The following is a 20,712-nucleotide window of genomic DNA, read 5'->3' as shown; positions in this document are numbered from 1 at the left end:
GAAGTGGCTGCCGCATCCGCGCCGAGGACCCGCCCGTTCATACGCTCAGCTGCGATTCGACCGCACGGGCGAGTGCGCCCGACCGCACCAGCCGCTCAGCGGCGGCGATCTCGGGCGCCAGGTGCCGGTCCGGGCCGGGGCCGTCGACCTCGGCGCGCAGCAGCGCCACCGCGGCGGCGGTCGCCGGACCCGGGCGCAGCGGTGCACGCAGATCGAGCGCCCTTGCGGCCGTGAGGTATTCGACGGCCAGGACGGTGGCCAGGCCGTCGACGGCGGTGCGCAGTTTGCGGGCGGCGGACCAGCCCATCGAGACGTGGTCCTCTTGCATCGCGCTGCTGGGAATCGAATCCACCGAGGCGGGGACGGCCAGCCGCTTCAGTTCGCTGACCACCGCCGCCTGGGTGTACTGGGCGATCATATGGCCGGAGTCGACGCCGGGGTCGGCGGCCAGGAACGCCGGAAGACCATGGGACCGTGCGACATCCAGCATCCGGTCGGTGCGGCGTTCGGCCATGCTCGCCACGTCGGCCACCGGGATCGCCAGGAAGTCGAGCACGTAGGCGACCGGGGCGCCGTGGAAATTGCCGTTGGATTCCAGGCGTCCGTCGGCCAGCACCACCGGGTTGTCGACGGCGGCGGCCAGCTCCCGGCCCGCGACCAGTTCGGCGTGCGTCACGGTGTCCCGGGCCGCGCCGTGCACCTGCGGCGCGCAGCGCAGGGAGTAGGCGTCCTGCACCCGATTGCAGTCCGGCCCACGGTGACTGGCCACGATGTCCGAGCCGGCCAGGGCGGCCGCGATCCGGGCGGCCGAACGGCCCTGGCCCGGATGCGGGCGCAAGGCCTGCAGGTCGGCGGCGAAGACCCGGTCGGTGCCGAGCAACGCCTCCACACTCATCGCCGCGGTGATGTCGGCGACGTCGAGCAGCATGGTCAGGTCGGCGAGCGCGAGCACCAGCATGCCGAGCATGCCGTCGGTGCCGTTGGTCAGCGCCAAGCCCTCCTTCTCGGCGAGCACGACCGGCTGGATGTTGTTGATCCGCAGCGCTTTTCCGGCATCCATCACGGTGCCCGCGGCATCGGTGACCTCGCCCTCGCCCATGAGTGCCAGCGCGACGGCGGCCAGCGGAGCCAGGTCGCCGGAACAGCCGAGTGAGCCGTACTCGTGCACGACCGGGGTGATGTCGGCGTTGATCAACGCGGCGAGCGTAGCGGCCGTCTCGGGACGCACGCCGGTGTGGCCGGTGGCCAGGGTGCGCAGCCGCAGTACCATCAGCGCGCGGACCACCTCACGCTCCACCGGGCGACCGGCGCCCGCGGCGTGCGAGCGGATCAGCGAGCGCTGCAACGCGACCCGGCTCTGCGCCGGGATGTGGCGGGTCGCCAGCGCACCGAACCCGGTGGAGACACCGTAGGTCGGCACCGCGCCCGCGGCCAGCGCGTCGACGTGCGCCCGCGCCGCGGCCAGCCGATCCTCGGTGGCCTGGCTCAGGTGGACCTTGGCGCCGTGCCGGGCGACGGCGACGACCTGCTCCCCGGTGAGGGGTGCGTCGAGGGCCACGGTGGGTAGCTGTGCGGTGTCGGGCATGGCCACTATTCCACCGTCGCGACGGGCGGCGGAGAACGCGGGCCGGTGCGATAGTGTCTGATATCCAAGACACGCCGAGGAGATGGCATGGGAACCAGCAGTGACGTCCCGGCGTTGCGGCGCGGGCTGGCGGTGTTGCGACTACTGGCCGGACGAGCCGGCCCCATCTCGGCCTCGACGATCGCGCGCGAGCTCGACCTGCCCAGGTCCACCACCTATCACCTGCTCGGCGAGCTGGAAGCGGCCCGTTTCGTGACGCGGCTGCCCAGCGAGCGGCGCTACGGACTGGGCATCGCCGCGTTCGAACTCGGCTCGGCCTATCTGCGCCACGATCCGCTGGAACGGCTGGCCGGACCGCTGCTGCGCGAGCTGGTCGAGCTGGTGGGACACAACGCGCATCTCGGCGTGCTGCACGGCAACGAGCTGCTGTATCTCATCAAGGAGCGCCCGGTACGGCCGGAAACCCTGGTCACCGGCGTCGGCGTCCGGCTGCCGGCCCATCTCACCGCGTGCGGCCGGGCCATCCTGGCGCACTTGCCGCCGGCGCAGATCCGCGCGCTGTTCCCGTCTGCGGCGACGTTCGTGCGCCGCACCGAACGGGGACCGAACTCGTTGCAGGCGTTGCGCACCGTGCTGGCGACCGAACGCCGTCGCGGCTGGGCCTGCGAGGACGGGCACGTCACACCCGGTTTCGCGTCGGTGGCGTATCCGGTCTTCGACCACAATCACAGCCCGATCGCGGCGATCAGCGTCACGCTGCGGCACCATTGCGAGGTATCGCCGTGCCCGGCGGACTGGGCGCCGTTGGCGGCCCGGGTGCGCGCCACCGCGGATCAGCTGACCCAGCGCATCGGCGGCCGGTGACCGCTCAGCGCTTGCGCCCGACGCCGCCCCATGCGGCCGAGGGCTTTTCGACCGGTTCGGCCAAGTCGGGATGCCACTGGTTCACCGGCACCACGCCGGGCTCCACCAGTTCGAGATTTCGGAAGACCTCACGGATCTGGTCCACGCTGCGGACGTAGTACGGAACCGCGCCCGTTTTCGCGTAGTAGTCCGATAGGCGGACCAGTCGCTGATCCTCCGTAGTGCCCTCGTACATAGCGAAATAACTACCGGATGGAATGGCGTCCTGTAACGCTGCGGTGATGCGGATAACGTCGTCCCAAGTGCGTGCGTGACCGAGTACACCCATGAACATGACGGCAATTGGCTTGTTGAAGTTCAGAATATTGCGTGCTTCTTGCACAATCTGTTCAGGGTTGTGGAAATCGGATTCCACGAGGGCGGTGACACCCTCGTCGGTGGTGTTGATCAGCAAGGCCCGCGCGTGCGCCAGCACGAGCGGATCGTTGTCCACGTAGACGATCTTGGACTCGGGTGCGACACCCTGTGCGACCTCGTGCGTGTTCTGCATCGTCGGCAGTCCGGTGCCGACGTCGAGGAACTGGCGGATGCCCGCCTCGGCGGCGAGGTGGCGCACCACGCGGATCAGGAATCGGCGCGATTGCCGGGCCATCGTGCCGATATCCGGGAAAACCGATTCGCCGGACTCGCCCGCAATGCGGTCGACTTCGTAAAAGTCCTGTCCCCCGAGCCAATAATTCCAGATCCGTGCGGAATGCGGTACATCGGTGCGGATCAGCCGATCGTTTTCGCGGACCATGATGCGGCTCCTAGCGGGGTAAGACGACGTGCGGCTGACTGTACAAGCGCCCACGAACGCGTGTCGGCAGATTCGGAGATAAACATCGAAGAGTCAGAATGGACACGAGTCGCCGGCGTCGCCGAACGAACGGGAATCGTTTGTGCACCGGTGCCATCGGCCCGACACTCTACTGCCACCCGATCCGGAGCCAGGACTGTGGCCCGGAACACCACACCAGATAGGTTGTGCACAACTTAGTTGTGGGCTACGTTGTTGACATGGCCGATCCACTACACCTCGACGAGCAGCTGTGCTTCTCGCTCTACGCGGCGTCGAGGGCGATGACGGCGGTCTACCGAACAAAGCTGGAAAAGCTCGGGGTCACCTACCCGCAATACCTCGTGCTGCTGGCTCTCTGGGAGCGCGACGGACGCAGTGTCGGCGAACTCTGCCAGGTGCTGGCACTGGATTCCGGAACACTCTCACCACTGTTGAAGCGACTGGCGGCCGCGGGACATATCGAGCGCAGGCGCTCGACCGAGGACGAACGTCGCGTCGATATCCACCTCACCGAACACGGACGGGCGCTGCGTGCCGAGGCCTGCGGCATCCCCGCGCAGATGTCGGCCGCCAGTGGGCTGTCCATGGACGAATACCTGATGCTGCAGGCCGGCCTGCGGCGACTGACCGAAGCACTGACATCGACCCTCGAACAAGGAGAATGACATGCAGATCCTGTACACCGCAGAGGCTTTGGCGACCGGCGACGGACGCAACGGGCACGCCAGGACCACCGACGGCAAGGTGGACGTCGCCCTCGCCGCACCCAAGGAGATGGGCGGCAGCGGCGAGGGCACCAACCCCGAACAGCTGTTCGCGGCGGGCTACGCGGCCTGCTTCCACGGGGCGCTGCGCTTGGTCGGCAAGCAGGCGAAGGCGAATATCGACGACTCCGCCGTGGGCGCGAAGGTCGGCATCGGCCCGAACGACGCCGGCGGGTTCGGGTTGACCGTCACCCTAGAGGTCTCGCTGCCGCACCTGTCCCGGGACGAGGCACAGGCGCTCGCCGACAAGGCCCACCAGGTGTGCCCCTACTCCAACGCCACCCGCGGCAACATCGACGTCGACGTAGTCGTCGCCGAAGACTGAGCGGAGGGCCGACATGCGTGCTGTAGTCATCGAGAGCTTCGGAGATCCCAAAGACGTACTGACCACAGCGGAACGGCCGGTACCCGAGCCAGGCGAGGGCGAGATCAGGGTCGCGTTGATCCTGTCCCCCATCCACAATCACGACCTGGCCATCGTGCGTGGCGTGTACGGCTACCGGCCGCCGCTGCCCGCGATCCCCGGCACCGAAGGCGTCGGTATCGTCGACGCGCTCGGCCCCGGAGTCACCGGTTTGTCTGTCGGCCAACGGGTCACCGTGTCCGGCGCACAGAACGTCTGGGCCGAGTTCTTCCTCGCGAAGGCCGCCCTGGCGGTGCCGGTGCCGGACCAGGTGTCCGACGAGACCGCCGCGCAATTGCTCGCGATGCCGCTCAGCGCGTTGATGCTGCTCGAAGACCTCGAGCTGGCCGAGGGCGACTGGATCGCCGTCAACGCGGCCAACGGTGCGGTGGGCAGGCTCGTCAACGTGCTTGCGGGGCAGCGCGGTATCCGAGTACTCAATCTGGTGCGCGGACCGAAATCGGTGGCGGCGCTACAAGCCGACGGCTTCGAGCCGGTGTTCGACACCGAGGCCGACGGCTGGCGCGACGCGGCCGCGGCCGCAACCGCGGGAGCACCGATCGTGCGGGCGGTCGATCAGGTGGGCGGCCGTGCGGCCGACGACCTGCTGGCCTTGCTCGGCCCCAAGGGCTGGCTGATCTCGTTCGGGGCGCTGTCCGGGCAGCCGTTGAGCTTGAACCCGGGCACGCTCATCTTCAAACAAGCCGTGGTGAAGGGCTTTTGGGGTTCGAAGCGGATCGAGGAAACCTCGGCCGAAGACCGGCGGCGTCTGATCGGCGAGCTGCTGTCCGCGGCCGCCGAAGGGGTGCTGCGCTTGGCCGTCGAAGCCACCTTCGCGCTGGACTCGGCGGCCGAAGCGGCGATCGCCACCGAAAGCCCCGGACGACGCGCGAAAGTCGCCCTTTCGCCGAAGGTTTGACGCTGCTCACGGGCGCGGTTCGAGGACGGCCATCGCGGCATTGTGACCGGCAATGCCACTGACACCGCCGCCGCGAACCGCGCCCGCGCCGCACAGCAGGACGTTGGCGTGCGCGGTGGCGACACCCCAGCGCGTGGCCGCGTCCACCGGAGAGTCGTCCGCACGGTAGGGGAAAGCCAAGTCGCGGTGGAAGATATGACCGCCGGGCAGCCCCACCTCGCGTTCCAGGTCCAGCGGCGTCTTCGCCTCCAGGCAGGCCTCGCCGTGCTCGTCGACCGCGAGACAGTCCGCGATCGGCTCGGCCAGCACCGAATCCAGTTGGGCCAAAGTCGCTTCGACCAGCTCGGCTTTGGCCCGTACCGGGTCTTTCGCGAAAAGCTTTGCCGGGGTGTGCAGACCGAACAGTGTGAGAGTATGCGCGCCCTGCGCCGCCAACTCCGCCGACAGGATCGACGGGTCCGTCAAGGTGTGGCAGTAGATCTCCGAGGGCGGCGCGGACGGGATCCGGCCGATCGCCGCCTCACCGTAGGCCTGATCGAGTTGCGCGTACGACTCGGCGATATGAAAGGTGCCCGCGAACGCCTCGCGCGGGTCGACCGTGCTGTCCCGCAACTTCGGCAGGCGGCGCAGCAGCATGTTGATCTTCAACTGTGCGCCTTCGGGTTTCGGGTCGGCCGGTGTCCCGAGCAGCCCGGCCAGTTCCTGGGGTGCGGCATTCACCAGTACGTGACCCGCGCCGACGACACCGCCGGCGAAACTCACCTCGGCCTCGTGCCCGTCGGTGGCGATGGCGGTGACCGCACAGTCGGTGACGATCTCCGCGCCGGCCCTGCGTGCCGCGGTGGCCAGCGCGTCGGTCAGCGCGCCCATACCGCCGATCGGCACATCCCAGTCGCCGGTGCCACCGCCGATCACGTGATAGAGGAAGCAGCGGTTCTGCCGCAGGGTCGGATCGTGGGCGTGGGTGAACGTGCCGATCAACGCGTCGGTGAACACGACGCCGCGCACGGTGTCGTCGTCGAAGCTCGATTCGACGAGTTCGCCGAGGGGACGCTCGAACAGCGAATCCCACACGGCGGCATCGCCGATGAGCTGCCGCAGCTCGGTGCGAGTCGGCAGCGGCTGGGTCATGGTCGGGAACACGCGCTCGGCCAGCCGGGCCGTCATACCGTAGAACTGTTGCCACGCAACGAAATCCCGGTCGGAGCCGGTCAGGCGCACGAAGCTGTCCCGGGTGCGGGCCGCGGAGCCGGTGTCCACCAGCAATCCACCCGCGCCGACCGGCGTGTAGGACGAGATCCGCCGACGGCGCGTCGCGAACGACAAGCCGAGTTCCTCGACGATCTGCCGCGGCAGCAGACTCACCAGATACGAGTACCGGGACAATCGAGCGTCCACCCCCGCGAACACGCGCGCCGACACGGCCGCGCCGCCGGTGTGCGATTGCCGCTCCAGCAGCAACACCGACCGCCCGGCGCGCGCCAGATACGCGGCGGCCACCAACCCGTTGTGGCCGCCGCCGACGATCACCACGTCATATCTCGATCGTGTCGGCTGCATCTGTACTGGATAGCACGGGAACGCCCGGCCCGGTCGCCGGAACCGGCCAGGGCGCGGCGGTTACTCGGTGAAAGCCACGGCGCCGGAGGGACAGATGTCGACGGCCTCGCGGACGGCGGCCGCGTGCTCCGCGCCGGGATCGGCGGTGAGGACTTCGACAAGGCCGTCGTCGTCACCCTGGTCGAAGACGGCGGGCGCGGTCAGGGCGCAGAGGCCCGCGCCTACGCAGACGGAGCGGTCGGCGGTGACGTGCATGGGAACTCCTTTCGCGGGTGATTCGGGTTCGGTCACCAGGTGACCGGAAGCTCGTTCACGCCTTGAATCGTGGTGCCGGGACGCAAGGTCAGCTGCTCGGTGGGCACCGCCAGCCGCAGGGTCGGAATGCGCTCGAAAAGACTGCCGAGGATGATCTCGAGCTCCAGGCGGGCCAGGTTCTGGCCGAGGCACTGGTGTACGCCGTAGCCGAACGCGATGTGATGGCGGGCCGAGCGGTGCACATCGAAGGTATCGGGCTCGGCGAAGACCGAACCATCGCGATTGGCAATGGAATTCGAGATGAGCACACCTTCGCCCTGCTTGATCACGTGGCCGTCGATTTCGATGTCGTCCTTCGCGAAACGGCCGCCGGCGATATCGGCGATGGCCAGGTAGCGCAACAGTTCTTCGACCGCGCCCGGAATCAGCGACGGGTCGGCGCGCAGGGCCGCATGCTGGTCCGGATGCTCGAGCAGCGTGATCACCGACAGCGACGTCATCGATGCGGTGGTCTCGTGGCCCGCGACGAGCAGCAGGATCGAGGAGGAGACGAGGTCCTCGCGGTCGATCTCGCCGTGCGCCAACTGATCCGCGACGAGGCTCGACAGCAGCCCGGGGCCGGGCTCGGCTTGCAACCTGGTGATCAATCCGTCCAGGTAGACGGCGAGATCGCGCCGCGCGGCGATCGCGCCCTCCGCGGTCGTCGATTGCACCAATCGTCTGCTGGCGTCCTGGAAGAATTCGTGGTCCTCGTAAGGCACGCCGAGCAGCCGGCAGATCACCATGGACGGCACCGGCAGCGCGAACTGGCCGACCAGGTCGGCGGGCGGCCCCGCGGCGAGCAGGTCGTCGATGAAGCCGTGCACGATCTTCTCGATATCGGCGCGCATGCCCTTGACCCGTTTCAAGGTGAACTCGCTGATCATCATCCGCCGCTGGGTGCTGTGTTCCGGCGGGTCCAGGCTGATGAATGCTGGTTTGCCCGACAGGAAGACCCGGAAGCGCGGCGAAACGGCGGGGAAGTTCGCATGCGTGCGGTCGGCCGATAAGCGCGGATCGGCGAGCAACGCGCGGGCGGTTTCGTGTTTGGTGACCACCCAGGCTTGCGCGCCGTCGAAGAGAGTCACCTTGTGCAGCGAATCCTGCTCGTCGCGCAGCCTCGTGTACTGCTCGGGCAGGTGATACGGGCAGGTGCGGTTACTCGGGAAGGCGGGCGGGTCGTCGGTTCGGGGTGTCACAACTGTGTCGTTCATCGGTCCCCTCGAGATCGTAAGATACTCTTAGTACTCTATTTTTAGATTAGAGTGTCTTCCCAAGCAACGCAACGCTTTTCAGGAGCCCAGCCGCCAGTGAAAGTCCAGCAATCCGTCGACGCGGCGGCCGACTACCGGAAGAACACGCGCAGGCGCGGCGCCGAATTGGAGCGAGCCATCCGCACCGCGACCCTCGACGAGCTCGCGGAGGTGGGCTATTCCGCGCTCACCATGGACCGGGTCGCGGCCCGTGCCCGCACCAGCAAAACCGTCATCTATCGGCGCTGGGCGAGCCGTGCCGAACTGGTCGTCGACGCCTGCAAATCCGGAGGCATCTCCGACGTCGATCTCCCCGACACCGGTGCGCTCCGCACCGACGTGATCGCCCTGCTGCGGCAGATGTCAGCGAAGATGGCCACGCCGTTCGGCGGCATCATGCGCGGGCTGCTCGCCGAAATGACCCGCGATGCCGAACTCGGCCGCCTCATCCGGGAACGGGTGCAACGGGTCGGTTCGTCGGCCATTCATATCATCCTGGAACGGGCCGTCGACCGCGGCGAAGTGGACCGCGCGATCCTGACCTCGCGCCGCGCCACCGTCGCCCCCGACCTGCTCCGCCACCACTTCCTCCTCTTCGACACCCCGGTCCCCGACGACGTCATCCTCGACATCGTCGACGACGTCTACCTCCCCCTGGTCCTCCGCCCCCGCCCCTGAACTCGATTTCCCAGCCCGCTCTTGCCATTGGGAGCGGCTGCTGTCACGGGTGCGGGGTGAGGTCGATACGGATACTGTCGTGGTGAGGGACGACGAATATCCGGGTGCGCTCGGCCCTCTTCCACTGGTGGGGGACCAGGAAGTACCGGTCGGGAGTACGCGCCAGCAACAGCAGACCACTGTATGCATAACGGTATTTCTCTCCCGGTACTGTGATCGGAACGACCATAGAGCCACCGCCCTCGATCGCGAGCCGATCCACACTCAGTAGCAGAACAACTGGGCGCGTAGGGAATCCGCTCTCTGCAGCAATTCGCGCATCACGCACTGCCCGTTGTTGCGCGTAGGAGCCGACGGCCCAGAAGAACCCCAGGAACGCCAACGTCAGCATCGCGAGGATCGGCAGCGTCGGAGTGGACGGCGATTGCCGCTGCCTGCTACGACGCGCACGGAAGACCAGAGGGTAGGTTTCACGTAGCGCAAGGGTGTAGGCGATCAGTGACACCGCGGCTACCAACATGAGGGGCATGTAGAAACCCCAAGAAGCCGAGAGCCGGTCGCGGACGATCACCATGATCGTGAAGCTCGCTGCGAGAAAGAACCCGAGGACGCCTGTGGCAGTTGCCCAACGACGCAGAACCGCCGAAGGCCTTCGAGTCCGCCTTGCAGCGGACAGGGGTACGCCGCGTAAACCATAGAGTGCGAGCACGATCAGAAGGATCAACGTCACCGGCCAGAAGCTGCTGGTAATACTTCCCACGAGATAGTCGGGCAACGACAGTCCGAGCATTCCGACGTCGATGCCGAAGTAGCCGTACCACGCGCGGGTGTGCACCATCCCGAAGTAGTAGAGAACCGCGACGATCACCGCACCCTCGGAGACGAAGGTGCCGGTCGCAGTCATAGCCCGGCGAAATCCCCGCAGCTCGTGAGGATCAGCTCGATCACCGTTCATCGAGGCGTCCCGCTACTCGTCGTGGTACTCAGAGGCGTCGTTGTAGGCGGCGGAACTGGGGGCGGAGGCGGGTATTTGCTCGAGGTCGAAACCTCGACCCCGACATCACGGTCCTTCTCCGGAATTATCGGCACAGTGGTGATTTGCACAGACACAGTGGGCGGCCCCGTAACCCCGGTCACGGCAACCCCTCCCGATACCTGGACAGTCGATGGCACAACGAGTTCGATGCTGGTCGCGGACGTCGCCGACCGTGGCACCAGCGACGCAGTGCCCACATCCGCGGGAGCCATCTGCGTGGTCGTCGTACCCGTTCCTACGACGGTCGAAGGTAGCGTGGTCGCCGATGTCGAGGGAGTTTGCCGCTGGGCTCCATCGTGCCCGCACGCTACAAGCCCACCCGCGAGCAGGATCGCGCACATCAGCACCAAACGCATGGCCACACCTATACTTTGGGGATCAACGCAATGCTTCCATAAACGAGTTGCGTCAGGCATACCTTTCTGAGAAACCGCGAGAACAACCAAACCGCCCCGTAGCATTTTCGGAGTTTCGTCTCAATCCATTACTAGCCGAAATAATCCGCTCCCCAAATGGACTGGACGGACGAGCCACATTCCGAACCAGATGCCAGACAGACACAAAGTAGGTGGTCCACAGCGAAACCACATGGGCGCGTAGAAAATTCTGTCCACATCACGATCGGGCAGGCAGATTCGCGTAGCATTTGATTCCCAAGCGACGCGAGCTACCCCGCCCGGCAGGCAGCCGGACGGGGTAGCTCGGTATTCGGTTGTGCGCGTGCGGTTTCGCCTACTTGGCGGGCGCGGGCACCGGCGGCTGGTTGATCGTGGCGAAGTACTGAATCGCCGCACCGATGGCGACCGGGGCGGTCACGAAGATCTGGCCCGCGACGGTGCCCAGGGCGCCGACGGCGATGATGCCGCCGAGGCAGCCGACGGCCGCGGCCGGGATGAACGGGCCGAACAGGCCGATGATGGTGGCCGAGGCCACCGTGGCGCCGGCGATGCCGCCGAGCACGCAGCCGACGGCCGCGCCGCCGAGACCACCGACCAGGGTGCCGATGGTGGCGCCCATGCTGATGGTGCTGGTCATCCGGCTCCAGGCCGCCTGCTCACGGTCGTACTCGTTCTTCCACGGCGCCTTGTCCTCGAACGGCAGCGCGACCGGCTTGTAGGTGGCCTTCGCCATGTCGAGCTGCGGGGTCAGCGTCGCGGTGCGATCGGAAATGTCGGCGGCGATGGGGAATTCGAACTCGTCGACGCGAAACGTCAGCGGAGTGCCCGCGAGCACGGCGCCGTTCGCGGCCTTGAGCTTGAAGACGCCGTCCTCGACGACCATCGAGCCGCCGTCGGTCTCGATGACGGTCTGGGTATCGGTGGCGCGGGCCGTGAAATCGACGGCGCCGGTATCGCCGGGGTGCGCACCGGCGGTACCGGCGGCGATGCCGACTGCGGCGGCGAGTCCTGCGGCCACCGCGACAATTTGCCTCATCTGTGCATTCTTTCTTGTTGTGTTGCTGGGTGTTTCAGGGGTTTCGGCACACCGAGCGTGCCGCCTGCCGACCGTGGAACCCGCCGGCAAGTCGAGAGGCCGCGTCAGAGGTCCAGCACGAGCACATCGGAGCGGGCGCGCGAGACGCAGAGCATCATGGTGTCGCCGCGTGCCTGCTCCGCGGCAGTGAGCAGGGAATCGCGGTGATCGATCGCCCCGGCGAGGACGGCGGTCTCACAGGTGCCGCAGGTGCCTTCGCGGCAGGAGGTGATGATGCCGATGCCCGCCCGCTCCAGCACGTCGGCCACGGACTGCTGCGCACCGATCGCGAAAGTCTTACCGCTGCTCGCGATTCGGACCTCGAACGGGCGATTCGGGGTCGCCGTGATCAGCTTGGGCACGAAGCGTTCGAGATGGACAGGAAGACCGCGGGCGGCGGCCTCGGCCTCCACCGCGGCGAGCAGCGGTTCGGGGCCACAGCAATACACGGCGGCGGCGGGACTCTCGGCCAGGATCGTCGCGAGCGGCAGCAGGCCGTGCTCGTCCTGCGGGAGCAAGACCGCGTGCGGATACCGCTCGGCGAGCTGGTCGGCGAACGCCATGTGCGCCCGGGTGCGCCCGCCGTAGTACAGCGACCACCGGGCGCCGGCCGCCGCGGCGGCGGCCACCATGGGCAGGATCGGCGTGATACCGATGCCACCGGCGACGAACACATAGCTCTCGCGCGCGACCAGCTCGAAATTGTTGCGGGGCAGCGAAACCTGGAGCTGCGTGCCCGGCAGCGCAGTGCGGTACAGCTGCGCCGAACCCCCGCGCCCGTCCGGCTCGTGCAGTACGGCGATCCGCCACCTGCGCCGGTCGGCCGGATCGCCGCACAGCGAATACTGCCGCACGCCCGCCGCATCCACCGCGACATCGATGTGCGCGCCCGGCGTCCAGCCCGGCAGATCACCGCCCGAGGCAGCGGACAGCTCGAGCGAAAATACCCGTTCGGCCTCGTCGCGACGAGCCGACACCAGCACCGGAATCTCGGTCATGCCTTGGGCCCTTTCCCTGATGGTCGAGCCGGTCTGCACCGTGCGCCGCACTCGACCGTTGGTAGGCGCTGATCGGGTGGGCCGCCGGCCCGGCGGCCGCGGCGGATCAGCCGGTCAGCCAGGACCACCGTCGCGGACAACGCACCCGCACGCAGCAGGCGAACGCGCAGACGATTCGGGCGATCGACGTTGACTATCGCCCCGACTCGCACGGCCCGGTGGACCCGAAACTTGCGCCATGACCACTGTGGGCCAATTGGTGGACAAGACCACCCAGTTCATTCGTGACCAGGTCGTTCCGGTGGAACGCGAGGTCGTCGTCGACGGTCGGGTGATGGACGACGCGCTGCGTCTGGACCTGCAGAAGAAGGCGAAAGAGGCGGGCGTGTTCGGCCCGCTGTCGGACCAGAAATACGGTGGGCTCGGCCTGGACACGCGAGCCCAGGCACAGGTGCTGGAGGCCGCGGGCGCCAGCCTGCTCGGGCCGCTCGCGGTCAACGCCTGGGCACCCGACGACGGCAATATTCATCTGCTCGCGCACGTCGCCGACGCCGAACAGCAGCAGCGCTACCTCGCACCGCTGGCCGCCGGTGACGTGCGCTCGGCCATCGCGATGACCGAACCCGCCCCGGGTGCGGGCTCGGATCCCGGCATGCTGCAAACCGTGGCCGAGGAGACCGACAGCGGCTGGGTCATCAACGGCGCCAAGCACTTCACCACCGGCGCACAGGGCGCCGCCTTCACCATCTGCGTGGCCCGCACCACCGAAGGCCCGACGATGTTCCTGGTCGACCAGGACAACCCCGGCCTGCGAGTCGGACGCCGGATGCCGACGCTGGACCACACCAGCGCGCCCGGCGGACACTGCGAAGTCACCTTCGTCGACTGCGAGGTGCCGGATGCCGCGGTACTCGGCGCGGTGGGTCAGGGGCTGGCACTGGCGCAGGTGCGGCTCGCTCCGTCCCGGCTGGTGTTCTGCATGAACTGGCTGGGGCTGGCGGTGCGCGCGCACCATCTCGCCATCGAACACATCAGCACCAGAACCTCTTTCGGTGTGCCGATCGCGGATCACGGCCTGGCCCAGGGCATGGTCGCCGACAACGAGATCGATATCGCCGCGGCACGCGGGATCATCCGCACCGCGGCGGAGACCATCGACGCGCAGGGCCCCACCTCCTCGCAGGCGCGCCACGATGCCTCGATCGCGAAAACGTTCGTCTCCGAAGCCGTCTGGCGGGTCCTCGACCGGGCGGTGCAGCTGCACGGTGGTCTCGGCGTCTGCGAGGACTACCTGGTCGCGCGATTCCTGGTGGAGGCCAGGGCGTTCCGGATCTACGAGGGCCCGTCCGAGGTGCTGCGCTGGTCGATCGCCCGCCGCGCACTGCGCAACCGCTGAGCACACCCCATTCAACCCAGCAGGGAGTACCCATGACCACGCGCGAGATCGCCGGTTTCGCCGCCGCCTACCCCGAACTGGACGGCGCCGCCGTCGATTACGACTACCTGCGGGCCGTATCGCAGGACATGGTGCCGTTCGGCCGCCACGTCGGCACGGTCATCACCGAGATCGGCCCGGAGCGGGCCGTCGTCGAGATCCCGGCCGTGGACACCGTGCGCAACCACATGGGCACCGTGCACGCCGGTGCGCTGTTCACCGCCGCGGACATCGGCGGCGCGGCCGCCTTCGTCGGTGCGGCGGCCGCTCGCCTGTCCACCGTCGAGCGCTTGGTGCTGCGCGCCGGCACCGCCTCCTATCGCAAGCCCGCGCTGGGCCGGATCCGTGCGATCGCCACCGTCGACCAGCGTGAACTCGCCGAGGTGCTGAACGCCGCGGTGTCGAACCGGTTCGAGCTGTCCGGCAAGGCGGTGCTGGTCGATGACAGCGACGTCGTGGTCGCCAAATTCACCTTCGACTACGTCTGCGACGTCACGATCACCGAGGGCGACCGGTGACCACCGCGGACGCCGAGAAGCGGGCGGGGTTCGCCACGCTCGAGGCGGCGACGGTATCGACCGCCGACGACGTCACCTTCACCGTGCGGTTCCTGCCGGGCAAGAAGCCGGGCGCGCCGGTCGTGCTGATCCTGCCGGCCATGGCGATGAAGGCCAAGAACTATCTTTCCCTCGCCAAAGAGCTGAATGCCCAGGGCCTTTCGGTGGCCACCTGCGATCTGCGGGCACACGGCGAGGCCCGGCCCGGACTCGGGTTGCATCGCGACTTCGGTTACCGGGAAATGCTCGAGGTCGACCTGCCCGCGATCGTCGCCGCTGTGCGGCAACGCTTTCCGGACGCGCCGGTCCACCTCTTCGGGCACAGCCTCGGTGGGCAGCTCGCGTTGCTGTACGCGGCGGCCGAACCCGGCGAGATCGCCGGGGTCACGGTCATCGGCACCGGGACGGTGTTCTGGTGGGCGTTCGGGCCGCGCCGCTGGTTCGAGGCACTGAGCCAGATCCAGTGGATCGGGCTGGTCTCGCGGTGGAAGGGGCACTGGCCCGGTGGCGTGCTGATTCCGGCGCCGATGCCCGGCGGCGTGATGCGCGACTGGGCGATGCACTCGCTCACCAGCTACTACCGGCCGAAAGGCACCGAGCGGCAGTACAACACGCTGCTGCGCGCCATGACGACGCCGGTGCTGGCGATCTCGCTGTCCGACGACGTGCTCGGGCCCAAGTCGAATGTCGACTTCCTGGTGTCCCGGATGCCGAAAGCCGCGGTCACCCAGTGGCATATCGATGAGCACGCGCCGGTCGAGCATCGAGATCACTTCACCTGGGTCAAGGATTCTCCGGTGATCGCGGCCCGTGTCGCGACCTGGATCGTCGCCGGCGCACTGCCCGGCTGAGGGGGAAAACCGGTGGCAAGACTGCGCATCGACAAGGTGTCGAAGCAATTCGGCGCGACCTACGCGGTCCGTGAGGTGAGCCTCGACATCGCCGACGGCGAATTCCTGGTGCTGCTCGGGCCGAGCGGCTGCGGCAAATCCACGCTGCTGCGAATGATCGCGGGACTCGAGGACCCGACCGGCGGCCGGATCATGCTGGACGACACCGACATCACGCATCGGGCGCCGCAGCAACGGGACCTCGCGATGGTGTTCCAGAGCTACGCGCTGTACCCGCATCTGACCGTGGCGAAGAACATCGGGTTCCCGTTGCGGGCGCGGCGCACGCCGCGGGCGAAGATCGCCGAGCGGGTGGCCGAGGTGGCCGCGGTACTCGGGCTCGATGAACTGCTGCGCCGCAGGCCCGCGGCGCTCTCGGGCGGGCAGCGACAGCGAGTCGCCCTGGCCCGCGCGATGGTTCGCGATCCCGGCGCGTTCCTGATGGACGAGCCGCTGTCCAACCTGGACGCCAAACTGCGCAGCGCGACCCGCGCCGAGCTGATCGCGCTGCATCGCAGACTCGGGGCGACGTTTCTCTACGTCACCCACGATCAGGTCGAGGCGATGACCATGGCCGACCGGATCGCGCTGCTCAACGCCGGGCAGGTGGAACAGGTCGGCACGCCGACCGAGCTGTACGACCGGCCCCGATCCACTTTCGTCGCAGGGTTTCTCGGTGCGCCGCCGATGAACCTGTTCCCCGGCGTGATCACCGAGCGCCGCGGCAGGCTCTACCTGGTGGCCGAGGGTATCGACGCCGAATTGCCCTTCGATGCCACGTCTTTCGGGGCGGACATCGAGGTCACCGCGGGTATCCGGCCCGAGCAGCTACGGCTCGATCCGGCCGCGATGGACATCCGCGGCCGCGTGCACATGGTCGAGAACCTGGGCAGTGAAGAACTCGTCCACTTCGGCACCGGCGAGCACACGCTGTGCGCGCGAGCGCCGCGGCCGGTCGGCGTACAGGCCGGCGACAGCATCGGACTGCGCGTCGACCCCGCCCATATCCATCTGTTCGAGCCGGCCTCCGGACTGCGGATGAGCTGGCAGGAGCCACAACTGGACACCGAACGCGACACCGCCGAAACACCGGTCGCCGTCGCCTGACTCGGGACAACGCCGTCCGAAACACCGATGAATGAGGAGAACACCGTGAAACGCACCGCGCCCATCTTGGGCCTGGTGTTCGCAACCACCGTCGCGCTCAGCGCATGCGGCGGACTCGGGAGCACCACCACCGATTCGAACGCCGACACCGCACAGATTCCGGAACTGCAGCCGGATCAGCAGGTGTCCATCGTGTTCGAGTCCTACAACTACGGACTCGCCGGAGCGTGGACCGATACCTTCAACACGCTCATCGCCGACTTCCGGACCAAGTTCCCGAATATCACGGTGACCGCGCAGAAGCCGCAGGGCAACAGCCCGAACCCGGCCACCGACACGATCTCCAGTATCCAGAACCAGACGGTCGCGGGTACCCCGCCCGATGTCGCGCAACTCGGCTTCAGCGACCTGGACTTCACCATTCATCAGCTCGGCGCCAAACCGCTGGACAAGCTGGTCTCCAAGGACGCGGTACAGCGCAACTTCGACGGCGCGAAACATCCCTACGCGCCGAAGGCCCGCACGCTCGCGGACTGGGACGGCCACACCTACGGCGTGCCCTTCGTCTTCTCCACGCCCGTGCTCTATTACAACGCCTCGCTCTTCGGCGCCGCCGGGCTCGATCCGGCCAAGCCGCCGACGACCTGGCAGCAGGTCGCGGAGGCGTCGGCCGCGATCACCGGCAAGACCGGCAAGGGCGGCATCTACGTCGACTGCCTCACCAAGACCGCCAAGGACTGGTGCTTCCAGTCACTGGTGCGGTCCAATGGCGGCCGAGTCATCACCGAGGATCGCAAGAACCTCACCTTCGCCGACGAGCCCGTCGTCGAGGTCGCGCGGATGAACCAGCAACTCGTCGCGGCGGGCAGCATGCCGAAGCTCAACCAGAAGCAGGGCTATGAGGCCTTCGCCCGCGGTGAGATCGGCATGATCCTGGAGACCAGCGCGATCCAGGGCACCTTCACCACCGGTGCCAAGGACAAGTGGGACCTGCGCGCGGCGCCGATGCCCGGCTTCGGCAGCAAGCCGACTGTGCCGACGAATTCCGGTGCGTCCCTGCACATCCTGTCCAACGACCCGGTCAAGCAGCGCGCCTCCTGGGAGCTGATCAAGTTCCTCACCAGCGAGCAGGCCTACACCAAGATCTCGTCCGGCATCGGGTATCTCCCGCTGCGCACCGGGCTGATGGACGACCCGGCCGGACTGAAGCAGTGGTCGGCCGAGAACCCGCTGCTCGCGCCGAACGTCGCGCAGCTGGCGAATATGGAGCCCTGGGTGTCGATGCCGGGCACGAACTATCTGCAGATCCGCGACGGCATGATGGACGCCGTCGAGGCGATCGTGTTCCAGGGCAAGGATCCGCAGTCCACGCTCACCGCCGCCCGCGAGCAGGGCGCCAAACTGCTGCCTGCCTCATGAGCACGGTCACGATCGTCCAGCTCACCGACACCCATATCCGGCCCCCCGGTGAGCTGGTGCACGGGATGGTGGACACCTACGCCAACCTCACCCATGTGCTGCAACAGATTCGCGCCTCGCAGCAGCCGATCGACGCCATCGTGCTGTCCGGTGATCTCACCGACACCGGCACGCCCGAAGCGTATCGGCGCCTGCGCGACGCGGTCGAGCCGGTGGCCGCCGAACTCGGTGCGCAGACCGTCTACGCGATGGGCAACCACGACGACCGGGCGGCCTTCGGCACCGAACTGCTCGACAGCGACTGCGCCGCAGTGGATCCCGACGTGACCTTCGACCAGGTCTTCGACGTCGCGGGGTTGCGCGTCATCGCGCTGGACAGCACGACGCCGCGCCGCCACGACGGCAAACTCGAAGCGCAGCAACTCGATTGGCTGGAAGAGGAGCTGCGCACACCCGCGCGGCACGGCACGCTGCTCGTCCTGCACCACCCACCGATCCCGTCGCCGAACGCCACCACCGAGCTGCTGCGGCTCGAACAGCCCGAGCTGCTCGCCGAGGTGATCGCGGGAACCGATGTGCGGCTGATCATCTGCGGGCACAACCACCTCACCGCCGCGGCCGCGCTCGGCGGCATCCCGGTCTGGATCGGACCACCGCTGTCCTACCGGATCGACACGATCGCACCGGTCGGACGGCACCGCGGACTCGTCGGCTTCGGCTACAGCCGGATCGACCTGCTCGGCACCACCATGGTGGCCACCGCGATCGAGGCCACCCCCGCCGAAACCGTCTACGACAGAGCCGAACAAGACGTGCTCGACCAGCTCGCCGCACTGGCGGCGGAGGCGCGGTAGGTCGTGTTCGTCGTCGACCTGCCGCGCACCGCCGACGCGGCGGCCGAGCCGGCCGCTGCCCTCACCCCGGTGCCGTCCGCGCCCCGCCTCGCCCGATTCCGCCGGGCGGGGCGGTTCGTGGTGCCGTACCTGTACTTGGCACCCGCCCTGTTCCTGCTCGTGATCTGGACCTACCGGCCGCTCGTCCAGGCGGCTGAATTGTCCACGTACTCCTGGAATCTGCTGCCGACCACGCCGATGAAACCGGTCGGCACCGCCAACTACGCCCGGCTGATGGACCTGCCCGCGTTCTGGCAATCGATCGGCCGCACCGGCGCGCTGATCCTCGGCATGCTGCCCTTCACCGTGGTACTGCCGGTGTTGATCGCGCTGGCGAGCAAGCGGGTGCGGGGGCGGGCCAGAACGGTCTATCAGGCGCTGATCTTCGTCCCGTTTCTCGTCGCTCCCGTTGCGGCAGCGGCTGTTTGGCGGTGGCTGCTGCACCCGGGCGGCGGGTTCGTCGACCAGTTGCTCGGCTCGGACCGCAACTGGGTGTACGACGCGAGCACGGCCCACGCGGTGATCATCGGGATCACCGGCTGGCAGCTGCTCGGCTTCTCGGTCCTGGTGGTGTGGGCCGGATTGGCAAGTATCAGCGGAGATTACGACGAGGCCGCGCGGGTGGACGGTGCGAGCGCCGGTCAGATCCGGCGGTGGATCACGTTGCCACTGCTGTCCCCCAGTGTGCTGTTCCTGGTGCTCACCACCGTGCTGCTCAGCCCGGTGCTGACCTTCCCGTTGATCGATTCGATGACCCAGGGCGGGCCCGCGCAGGCCACGACCAATATCTACTACCTGCTGTGGGACTACGCCTTCCACTCCTTCGACGCGGGGCTGAGTGCCGCGGCCGGAGTGCTGCTGTTCGCCGGATTCGGTGTGCTCGCCGGGATCCTGGTCTGGATCTCGGAAAAGGTTGCTTTCCATGATGATTGAACGACTGCGCACCGCGGGCAGCCACGTGCTGCTCGCGGTCACCGCCGTGGTGTGCGTGTTCCCGATCTATTGGCTGTTCGCCACCTCGCTGCGGCGCCCCGAAGACGTCACCTCGCTGTCGCCGATTCCGTGGCCGATCTCGTTCGCCAACTACACCGACGCCGCCGACAAGGTGGACGTGGTGGGGCTGATCGGCAACACCTTCTTCATCGCCGCGCTGTCGGCGGCGGGACAGCTACTGGTGGCCCTGCTGGCCTCGTACGCGTTCGCGATGTACACCTTTCCGTTGCAGAAGCTGCTGTACCTCGCGTTCGTCGGCACCTGGCTGGTGCCGTTCCAGGTGACGATGCTGCCGAATTACGTGCTGCTCACCCAGCTCGGGTTGATCAACTCGCTGATCGGCGTCGTGCTGCCGACCCTGTGCTCGGCGCTCGCGGTGCTGATGCTGCGCCAGCACATGGCGAGTTTTCCCAAGGAGCTGGTGGCGGCGGCCAAGATCGACGGGCGCTCGTCGTGGTCGATCCTCTGGACGGTCGTGGTGCCGAATCTGCGGCCCGCCCTGGCGGCCCTGGGCATTCTGCTCTTCATCAACGCCTGGAACGAGTACTTCTGGCCCGCGGTGGTGCTGCGCCAGTCCAACAGCGTGCTGCAGCTCGGGCTGCGCAGCTTCATGGGCACCGAGGGCGATCAGTGGGGGCCGATGATGGCGCTGGCCAGCCTCGCCTGCCTGCCGGTGTTGCTGATGTACCTGCTGCTGCAACGGCATATCGTCAACGCCTTCGTGCGGTCCGGCTTGAAGTGACGCGCAGG

The 20,712-nt window shown here is 67.7% G+C and carries 21 protein-coding genes; 13 read left to right on the top strand and 8 right to left on the bottom strand.

Features of this window, described 5'->3' with window-relative positions; genetic code table 11:
* Positions 1 to 37: 37 nt before the first annotated feature.
* Entirely contained in the window at positions 38 to 1,585 is a 1,548-nt protein-coding gene (gene hutH, locus O3I_RS16885; protein ID WP_014984157.1) for a histidine ammonia-lyase, read from the bottom strand.
* Positions 1,586 to 1,672: 87 nt separating this feature from the next.
* Between hutH and O3I_RS16880 the strand changes: the two genes are divergently transcribed.
* A complete protein-coding gene (locus O3I_RS16880; RefSeq protein ID WP_014984156.1) occupies positions 1,673 to 2,449 on the top strand; it encodes an IclR family transcriptional regulator in 777 nt (258 codons plus the stop codon).
* 4 nt (positions 2,450 to 2,453) lie between these two features.
* Here O3I_RS16880 and O3I_RS16875 read toward each other — a convergent pair whose 3' ends face one another.
* Complete coding sequence (locus O3I_RS16875; RefSeq protein ID WP_014984155.1) at positions 2,454 to 3,248, bottom strand: SAM-dependent methyltransferase; 795 nt, start codon at positions 3,246 to 3,248, stop codon at positions 2,454 to 2,456.
* A gap of 260 nt (positions 3,249 to 3,508) precedes the next feature.
* Between O3I_RS16875 and O3I_RS16870 the strand changes: the two genes are divergently transcribed.
* Genes O3I_RS16870 through O3I_RS16860 form a run of 3 tightly spaced genes read left to right on the top strand, consistent with a single transcriptional unit; the run spans position 3,509 to position 5,376 of the window.
* Positions 3,509 to 3,955: a MarR family winged helix-turn-helix transcriptional regulator gene (locus tag O3I_RS16870; RefSeq protein WP_014984154.1), complete on the top strand. Its 447-nt coding sequence runs from the start codon at positions 3,509 to 3,511 to the stop codon at positions 3,953 to 3,955.
* A 1-nt stretch (position 3,956) separates the two neighbouring features.
* Complete coding sequence (locus tag O3I_RS16865; RefSeq protein WP_014984153.1) at positions 3,957 to 4,379, top strand: organic hydroperoxide resistance protein; 423 nt, start codon at positions 3,957 to 3,959, stop codon at positions 4,377 to 4,379.
* A 13-nt stretch (positions 4,380 to 4,392) separates the two neighbouring features.
* Positions 4,393 to 5,376 carry a zinc-binding dehydrogenase gene (locus tag O3I_RS16860; RefSeq protein ID WP_014984152.1) on the top strand — a complete coding sequence of 328 codons (984 nt, stop codon included), beginning with the start codon at positions 4,393 to 4,395 and terminating at the stop codon, positions 5,374 to 5,376.
* A 6-nt stretch (positions 5,377 to 5,382) separates the two neighbouring features.
* Here O3I_RS16860 and O3I_RS16855 read toward each other — a convergent pair whose 3' ends face one another.
* From O3I_RS16855 to O3I_RS16845, 3 genes are read right to left on the bottom strand one after another with little or no spacing between them, the layout of a single operon-like run.
* On the bottom strand, positions 5,383 to 6,936 hold the full coding sequence (locus tag O3I_RS16855) for a phytoene desaturase family protein (protein ID WP_041562661.1): 1,554 nt from the start codon (positions 6,934 to 6,936) through the stop codon (positions 5,383 to 5,385).
* 60 nt (positions 6,937 to 6,996) lie between these two features.
* Positions 6,997 to 7,191, bottom strand: coding sequence for a ferredoxin (locus O3I_RS16850; protein WP_014984150.1), 195 nt, complete (start codon positions 7,189 to 7,191; stop codon positions 6,997 to 6,999).
* A gap of 32 nt (positions 7,192 to 7,223) precedes the next feature.
* Entirely contained in the window at positions 7,224 to 8,444 is a 1,221-nt protein-coding gene (locus O3I_RS16845; protein ID WP_014984149.1) for a cytochrome P450, read from the bottom strand.
* A gap of 96 nt (positions 8,445 to 8,540) precedes the next feature.
* Here O3I_RS16845 and O3I_RS16840 point away from each other — a divergent pair, with 96 nt between their 5' ends.
* Positions 8,541 to 9,161: a TetR/AcrR family transcriptional regulator gene (locus tag O3I_RS16840; protein ID WP_014984148.1), complete on the top strand. Its 621-nt coding sequence runs from the start codon at positions 8,541 to 8,543 to the stop codon at positions 9,159 to 9,161.
* Between the two features lie 43 nt (positions 9,162 to 9,204).
* On the opposite strand, the gene O3I_RS16835 is transcribed toward O3I_RS16840, so the two are convergent.
* From O3I_RS16835 to O3I_RS16825, 3 genes are all read right to left on the bottom strand, one after another.
* Positions 9,205 to 10,065: a hypothetical protein gene (locus O3I_RS16835; RefSeq protein WP_014984147.1), complete on the bottom strand. Its 861-nt coding sequence runs from the start codon at positions 10,063 to 10,065 to the stop codon at positions 9,205 to 9,207.
* An 864-nt stretch (positions 10,066 to 10,929) separates the two neighbouring features.
* Positions 10,930 to 11,631 carry a hypothetical protein gene (locus O3I_RS16830; protein WP_014984146.1) on the bottom strand — a complete coding sequence of 234 codons (702 nt, stop codon included), beginning with the start codon at positions 11,629 to 11,631 and terminating at the stop codon, positions 10,930 to 10,932.
* 104 nt (positions 11,632 to 11,735) lie between these two features.
* Positions 11,736 to 12,668: a PDR/VanB family oxidoreductase gene (locus O3I_RS16825; protein ID WP_014984145.1), complete on the bottom strand. Its 933-nt coding sequence runs from the start codon at positions 12,666 to 12,668 to the stop codon at positions 11,736 to 11,738.
* A 238-nt stretch (positions 12,669 to 12,906) separates the two neighbouring features.
* Here O3I_RS16825 and O3I_RS16820 point away from each other — a divergent pair, with 238 nt between their 5' ends.
* From O3I_RS16820 to O3I_RS16785, 8 genes are read left to right on the top strand one after another with little or no spacing between them, the layout of a single operon-like run.
* Entirely contained in the window at positions 12,907 to 14,064 is a 1,158-nt protein-coding gene (locus tag O3I_RS16820; RefSeq protein WP_014984144.1) for an acyl-CoA dehydrogenase family protein, read from the top strand.
* Between the two features lie 32 nt (positions 14,065 to 14,096).
* Positions 14,097 to 14,621, top strand: coding sequence for a YiiD C-terminal domain-containing protein (locus O3I_RS16815; RefSeq protein WP_014984143.1), 525 nt, complete (start codon positions 14,097 to 14,099; stop codon positions 14,619 to 14,621).
* The gene (locus O3I_RS16810; protein ID WP_014984142.1) at positions 14,618 to 15,511 is read left to right on the top strand and encodes an alpha/beta fold hydrolase; all 894 of its coding nucleotides are present in this window, start codon (positions 14,618 to 14,620) and stop codon (positions 15,509 to 15,511) included. The genes O3I_RS16815 and O3I_RS16810 overlap by 4 nt, the downstream gene beginning before the upstream one ends.
* Before the next feature lie 12 nt (positions 15,512 to 15,523).
* On the top strand, positions 15,524 to 16,657 hold the full coding sequence (locus O3I_RS16805; RefSeq protein ID WP_014984141.1) for an ABC transporter ATP-binding protein: 1,134 nt from the start codon (positions 15,524 to 15,526) through the stop codon (positions 16,655 to 16,657).
* A gap of 45 nt (positions 16,658 to 16,702) precedes the next feature.
* Positions 16,703 to 18,076 carry an ABC transporter substrate-binding protein gene (locus O3I_RS16800; protein WP_237748313.1) on the top strand — a complete coding sequence of 458 codons (1,374 nt, stop codon included), beginning with the start codon at positions 16,703 to 16,705 and terminating at the stop codon, positions 18,074 to 18,076.
* The gene (locus tag O3I_RS16795) at positions 18,073 to 18,930 is read left to right on the top strand and encodes a metallophosphoesterase (RefSeq protein WP_014984139.1); all 858 of its coding nucleotides are present in this window, start codon (positions 18,073 to 18,075) and stop codon (positions 18,928 to 18,930) included. Before O3I_RS16800 ends, O3I_RS16795 begins: the two co-directional genes overlap by 4 nt.
* 3 nt (positions 18,931 to 18,933) lie before the next feature.
* Complete coding sequence (locus O3I_RS16790) at positions 18,934 to 19,902, top strand: carbohydrate ABC transporter permease (protein WP_014984138.1); 969 nt, start codon at positions 18,934 to 18,936, stop codon at positions 19,900 to 19,902.
* Complete coding sequence (locus tag O3I_RS16785; protein WP_014984137.1) at positions 19,892 to 20,704, top strand: carbohydrate ABC transporter permease; 813 nt, start codon at positions 19,892 to 19,894, stop codon at positions 20,702 to 20,704. Before O3I_RS16790 ends, O3I_RS16785 begins: the two co-directional genes overlap by 11 nt.
* Positions 20,705 to 20,712 lie beyond the last annotated feature (8 nt).

Origin of the sequence: Nocardia brasiliensis ATCC 700358 (assembly GCF_000250675.2) — a bacterium.
Classification (GTDB): Bacteria; Actinomycetota; Actinomycetes; order Mycobacteriales; family Mycobacteriaceae; genus Nocardia; species Nocardia brasiliensis_B.
Note: the sequence above shows the minus strand (reverse complement) of the source record. Positions and strands in the feature narration are given on the sequence as shown.

Coding starts and splice junctions, on each gene's coding strand:
- hutH (WP_014984157.1), bottom strand. CDS start 1,585: ATGCCCGACACCGCACAGCTACCCACCGTGGCCCTCGACGCACCCCTC.
- O3I_RS16880 (WP_014984156.1), top strand. CDS start 1,673: ATGGGAACCAGCAGTGACGTCCCGGCGTTGCGGCGCGGGCTGGCGGTG.
- O3I_RS16875 (WP_014984155.1), bottom strand. CDS start 3,248: ATGGTCCGCGAAAACGATCGGCTGATCCGCACCGATGTACCGCATTCC.
- O3I_RS16870 (WP_014984154.1), top strand. CDS start 3,509: ATGGCCGATCCACTACACCTCGACGAGCAGCTGTGCTTCTCGCTCTAC.
- O3I_RS16865 (WP_014984153.1), top strand. CDS start 3,957: ATGCAGATCCTGTACACCGCAGAGGCTTTGGCGACCGGCGACGGACGC.
- O3I_RS16860 (WP_014984152.1), top strand. CDS start 4,393: ATGCGTGCTGTAGTCATCGAGAGCTTCGGAGATCCCAAAGACGTACTG.
- O3I_RS16855 (WP_041562661.1), bottom strand. CDS start 6,936: ATGCAGCCGACACGATCGAGATATGACGTGGTGATCGTCGGCGGCGGC.
- O3I_RS16850 (WP_014984150.1), bottom strand. CDS start 7,191: ATGCACGTCACCGCCGACCGCTCCGTCTGCGTAGGCGCGGGCCTCTGC.
- O3I_RS16845 (WP_014984149.1), bottom strand. CDS start 8,444: ATGAACGACACAGTTGTGACACCCCGAACCGACGACCCGCCCGCCTTC.
- O3I_RS16835 (WP_014984147.1), bottom strand. CDS start 10,065: ATGACTGCGACCGGCACCTTCGTCTCCGAGGGTGCGGTGATCGTCGCG.
- O3I_RS16830 (WP_014984146.1), bottom strand. CDS start 11,631: ATGAGGCAAATTGTCGCGGTGGCCGCAGGACTCGCCGCCGCAGTCGGC.
- O3I_RS16825 (WP_014984145.1), bottom strand. CDS start 12,668: ATGACCGAGATTCCGGTGCTGGTGTCGGCTCGTCGCGACGAGGCCGAA.
- O3I_RS16820 (WP_014984144.1), top strand. CDS start 12,907: ATGACCACTGTGGGCCAATTGGTGGACAAGACCACCCAGTTCATTCGT.
- O3I_RS16815 (WP_014984143.1), top strand. CDS start 14,097: ATGACCACGCGCGAGATCGCCGGTTTCGCCGCCGCCTACCCCGAACTG.
- O3I_RS16795 (WP_014984139.1), top strand. CDS start 18,073: ATGAGCACGGTCACGATCGTCCAGCTCACCGACACCCATATCCGGCCC.
- O3I_RS16785 (WP_014984137.1), top strand. CDS start 19,892: ATGATGATTGAACGACTGCGCACCGCGGGCAGCCACGTGCTGCTCGCG.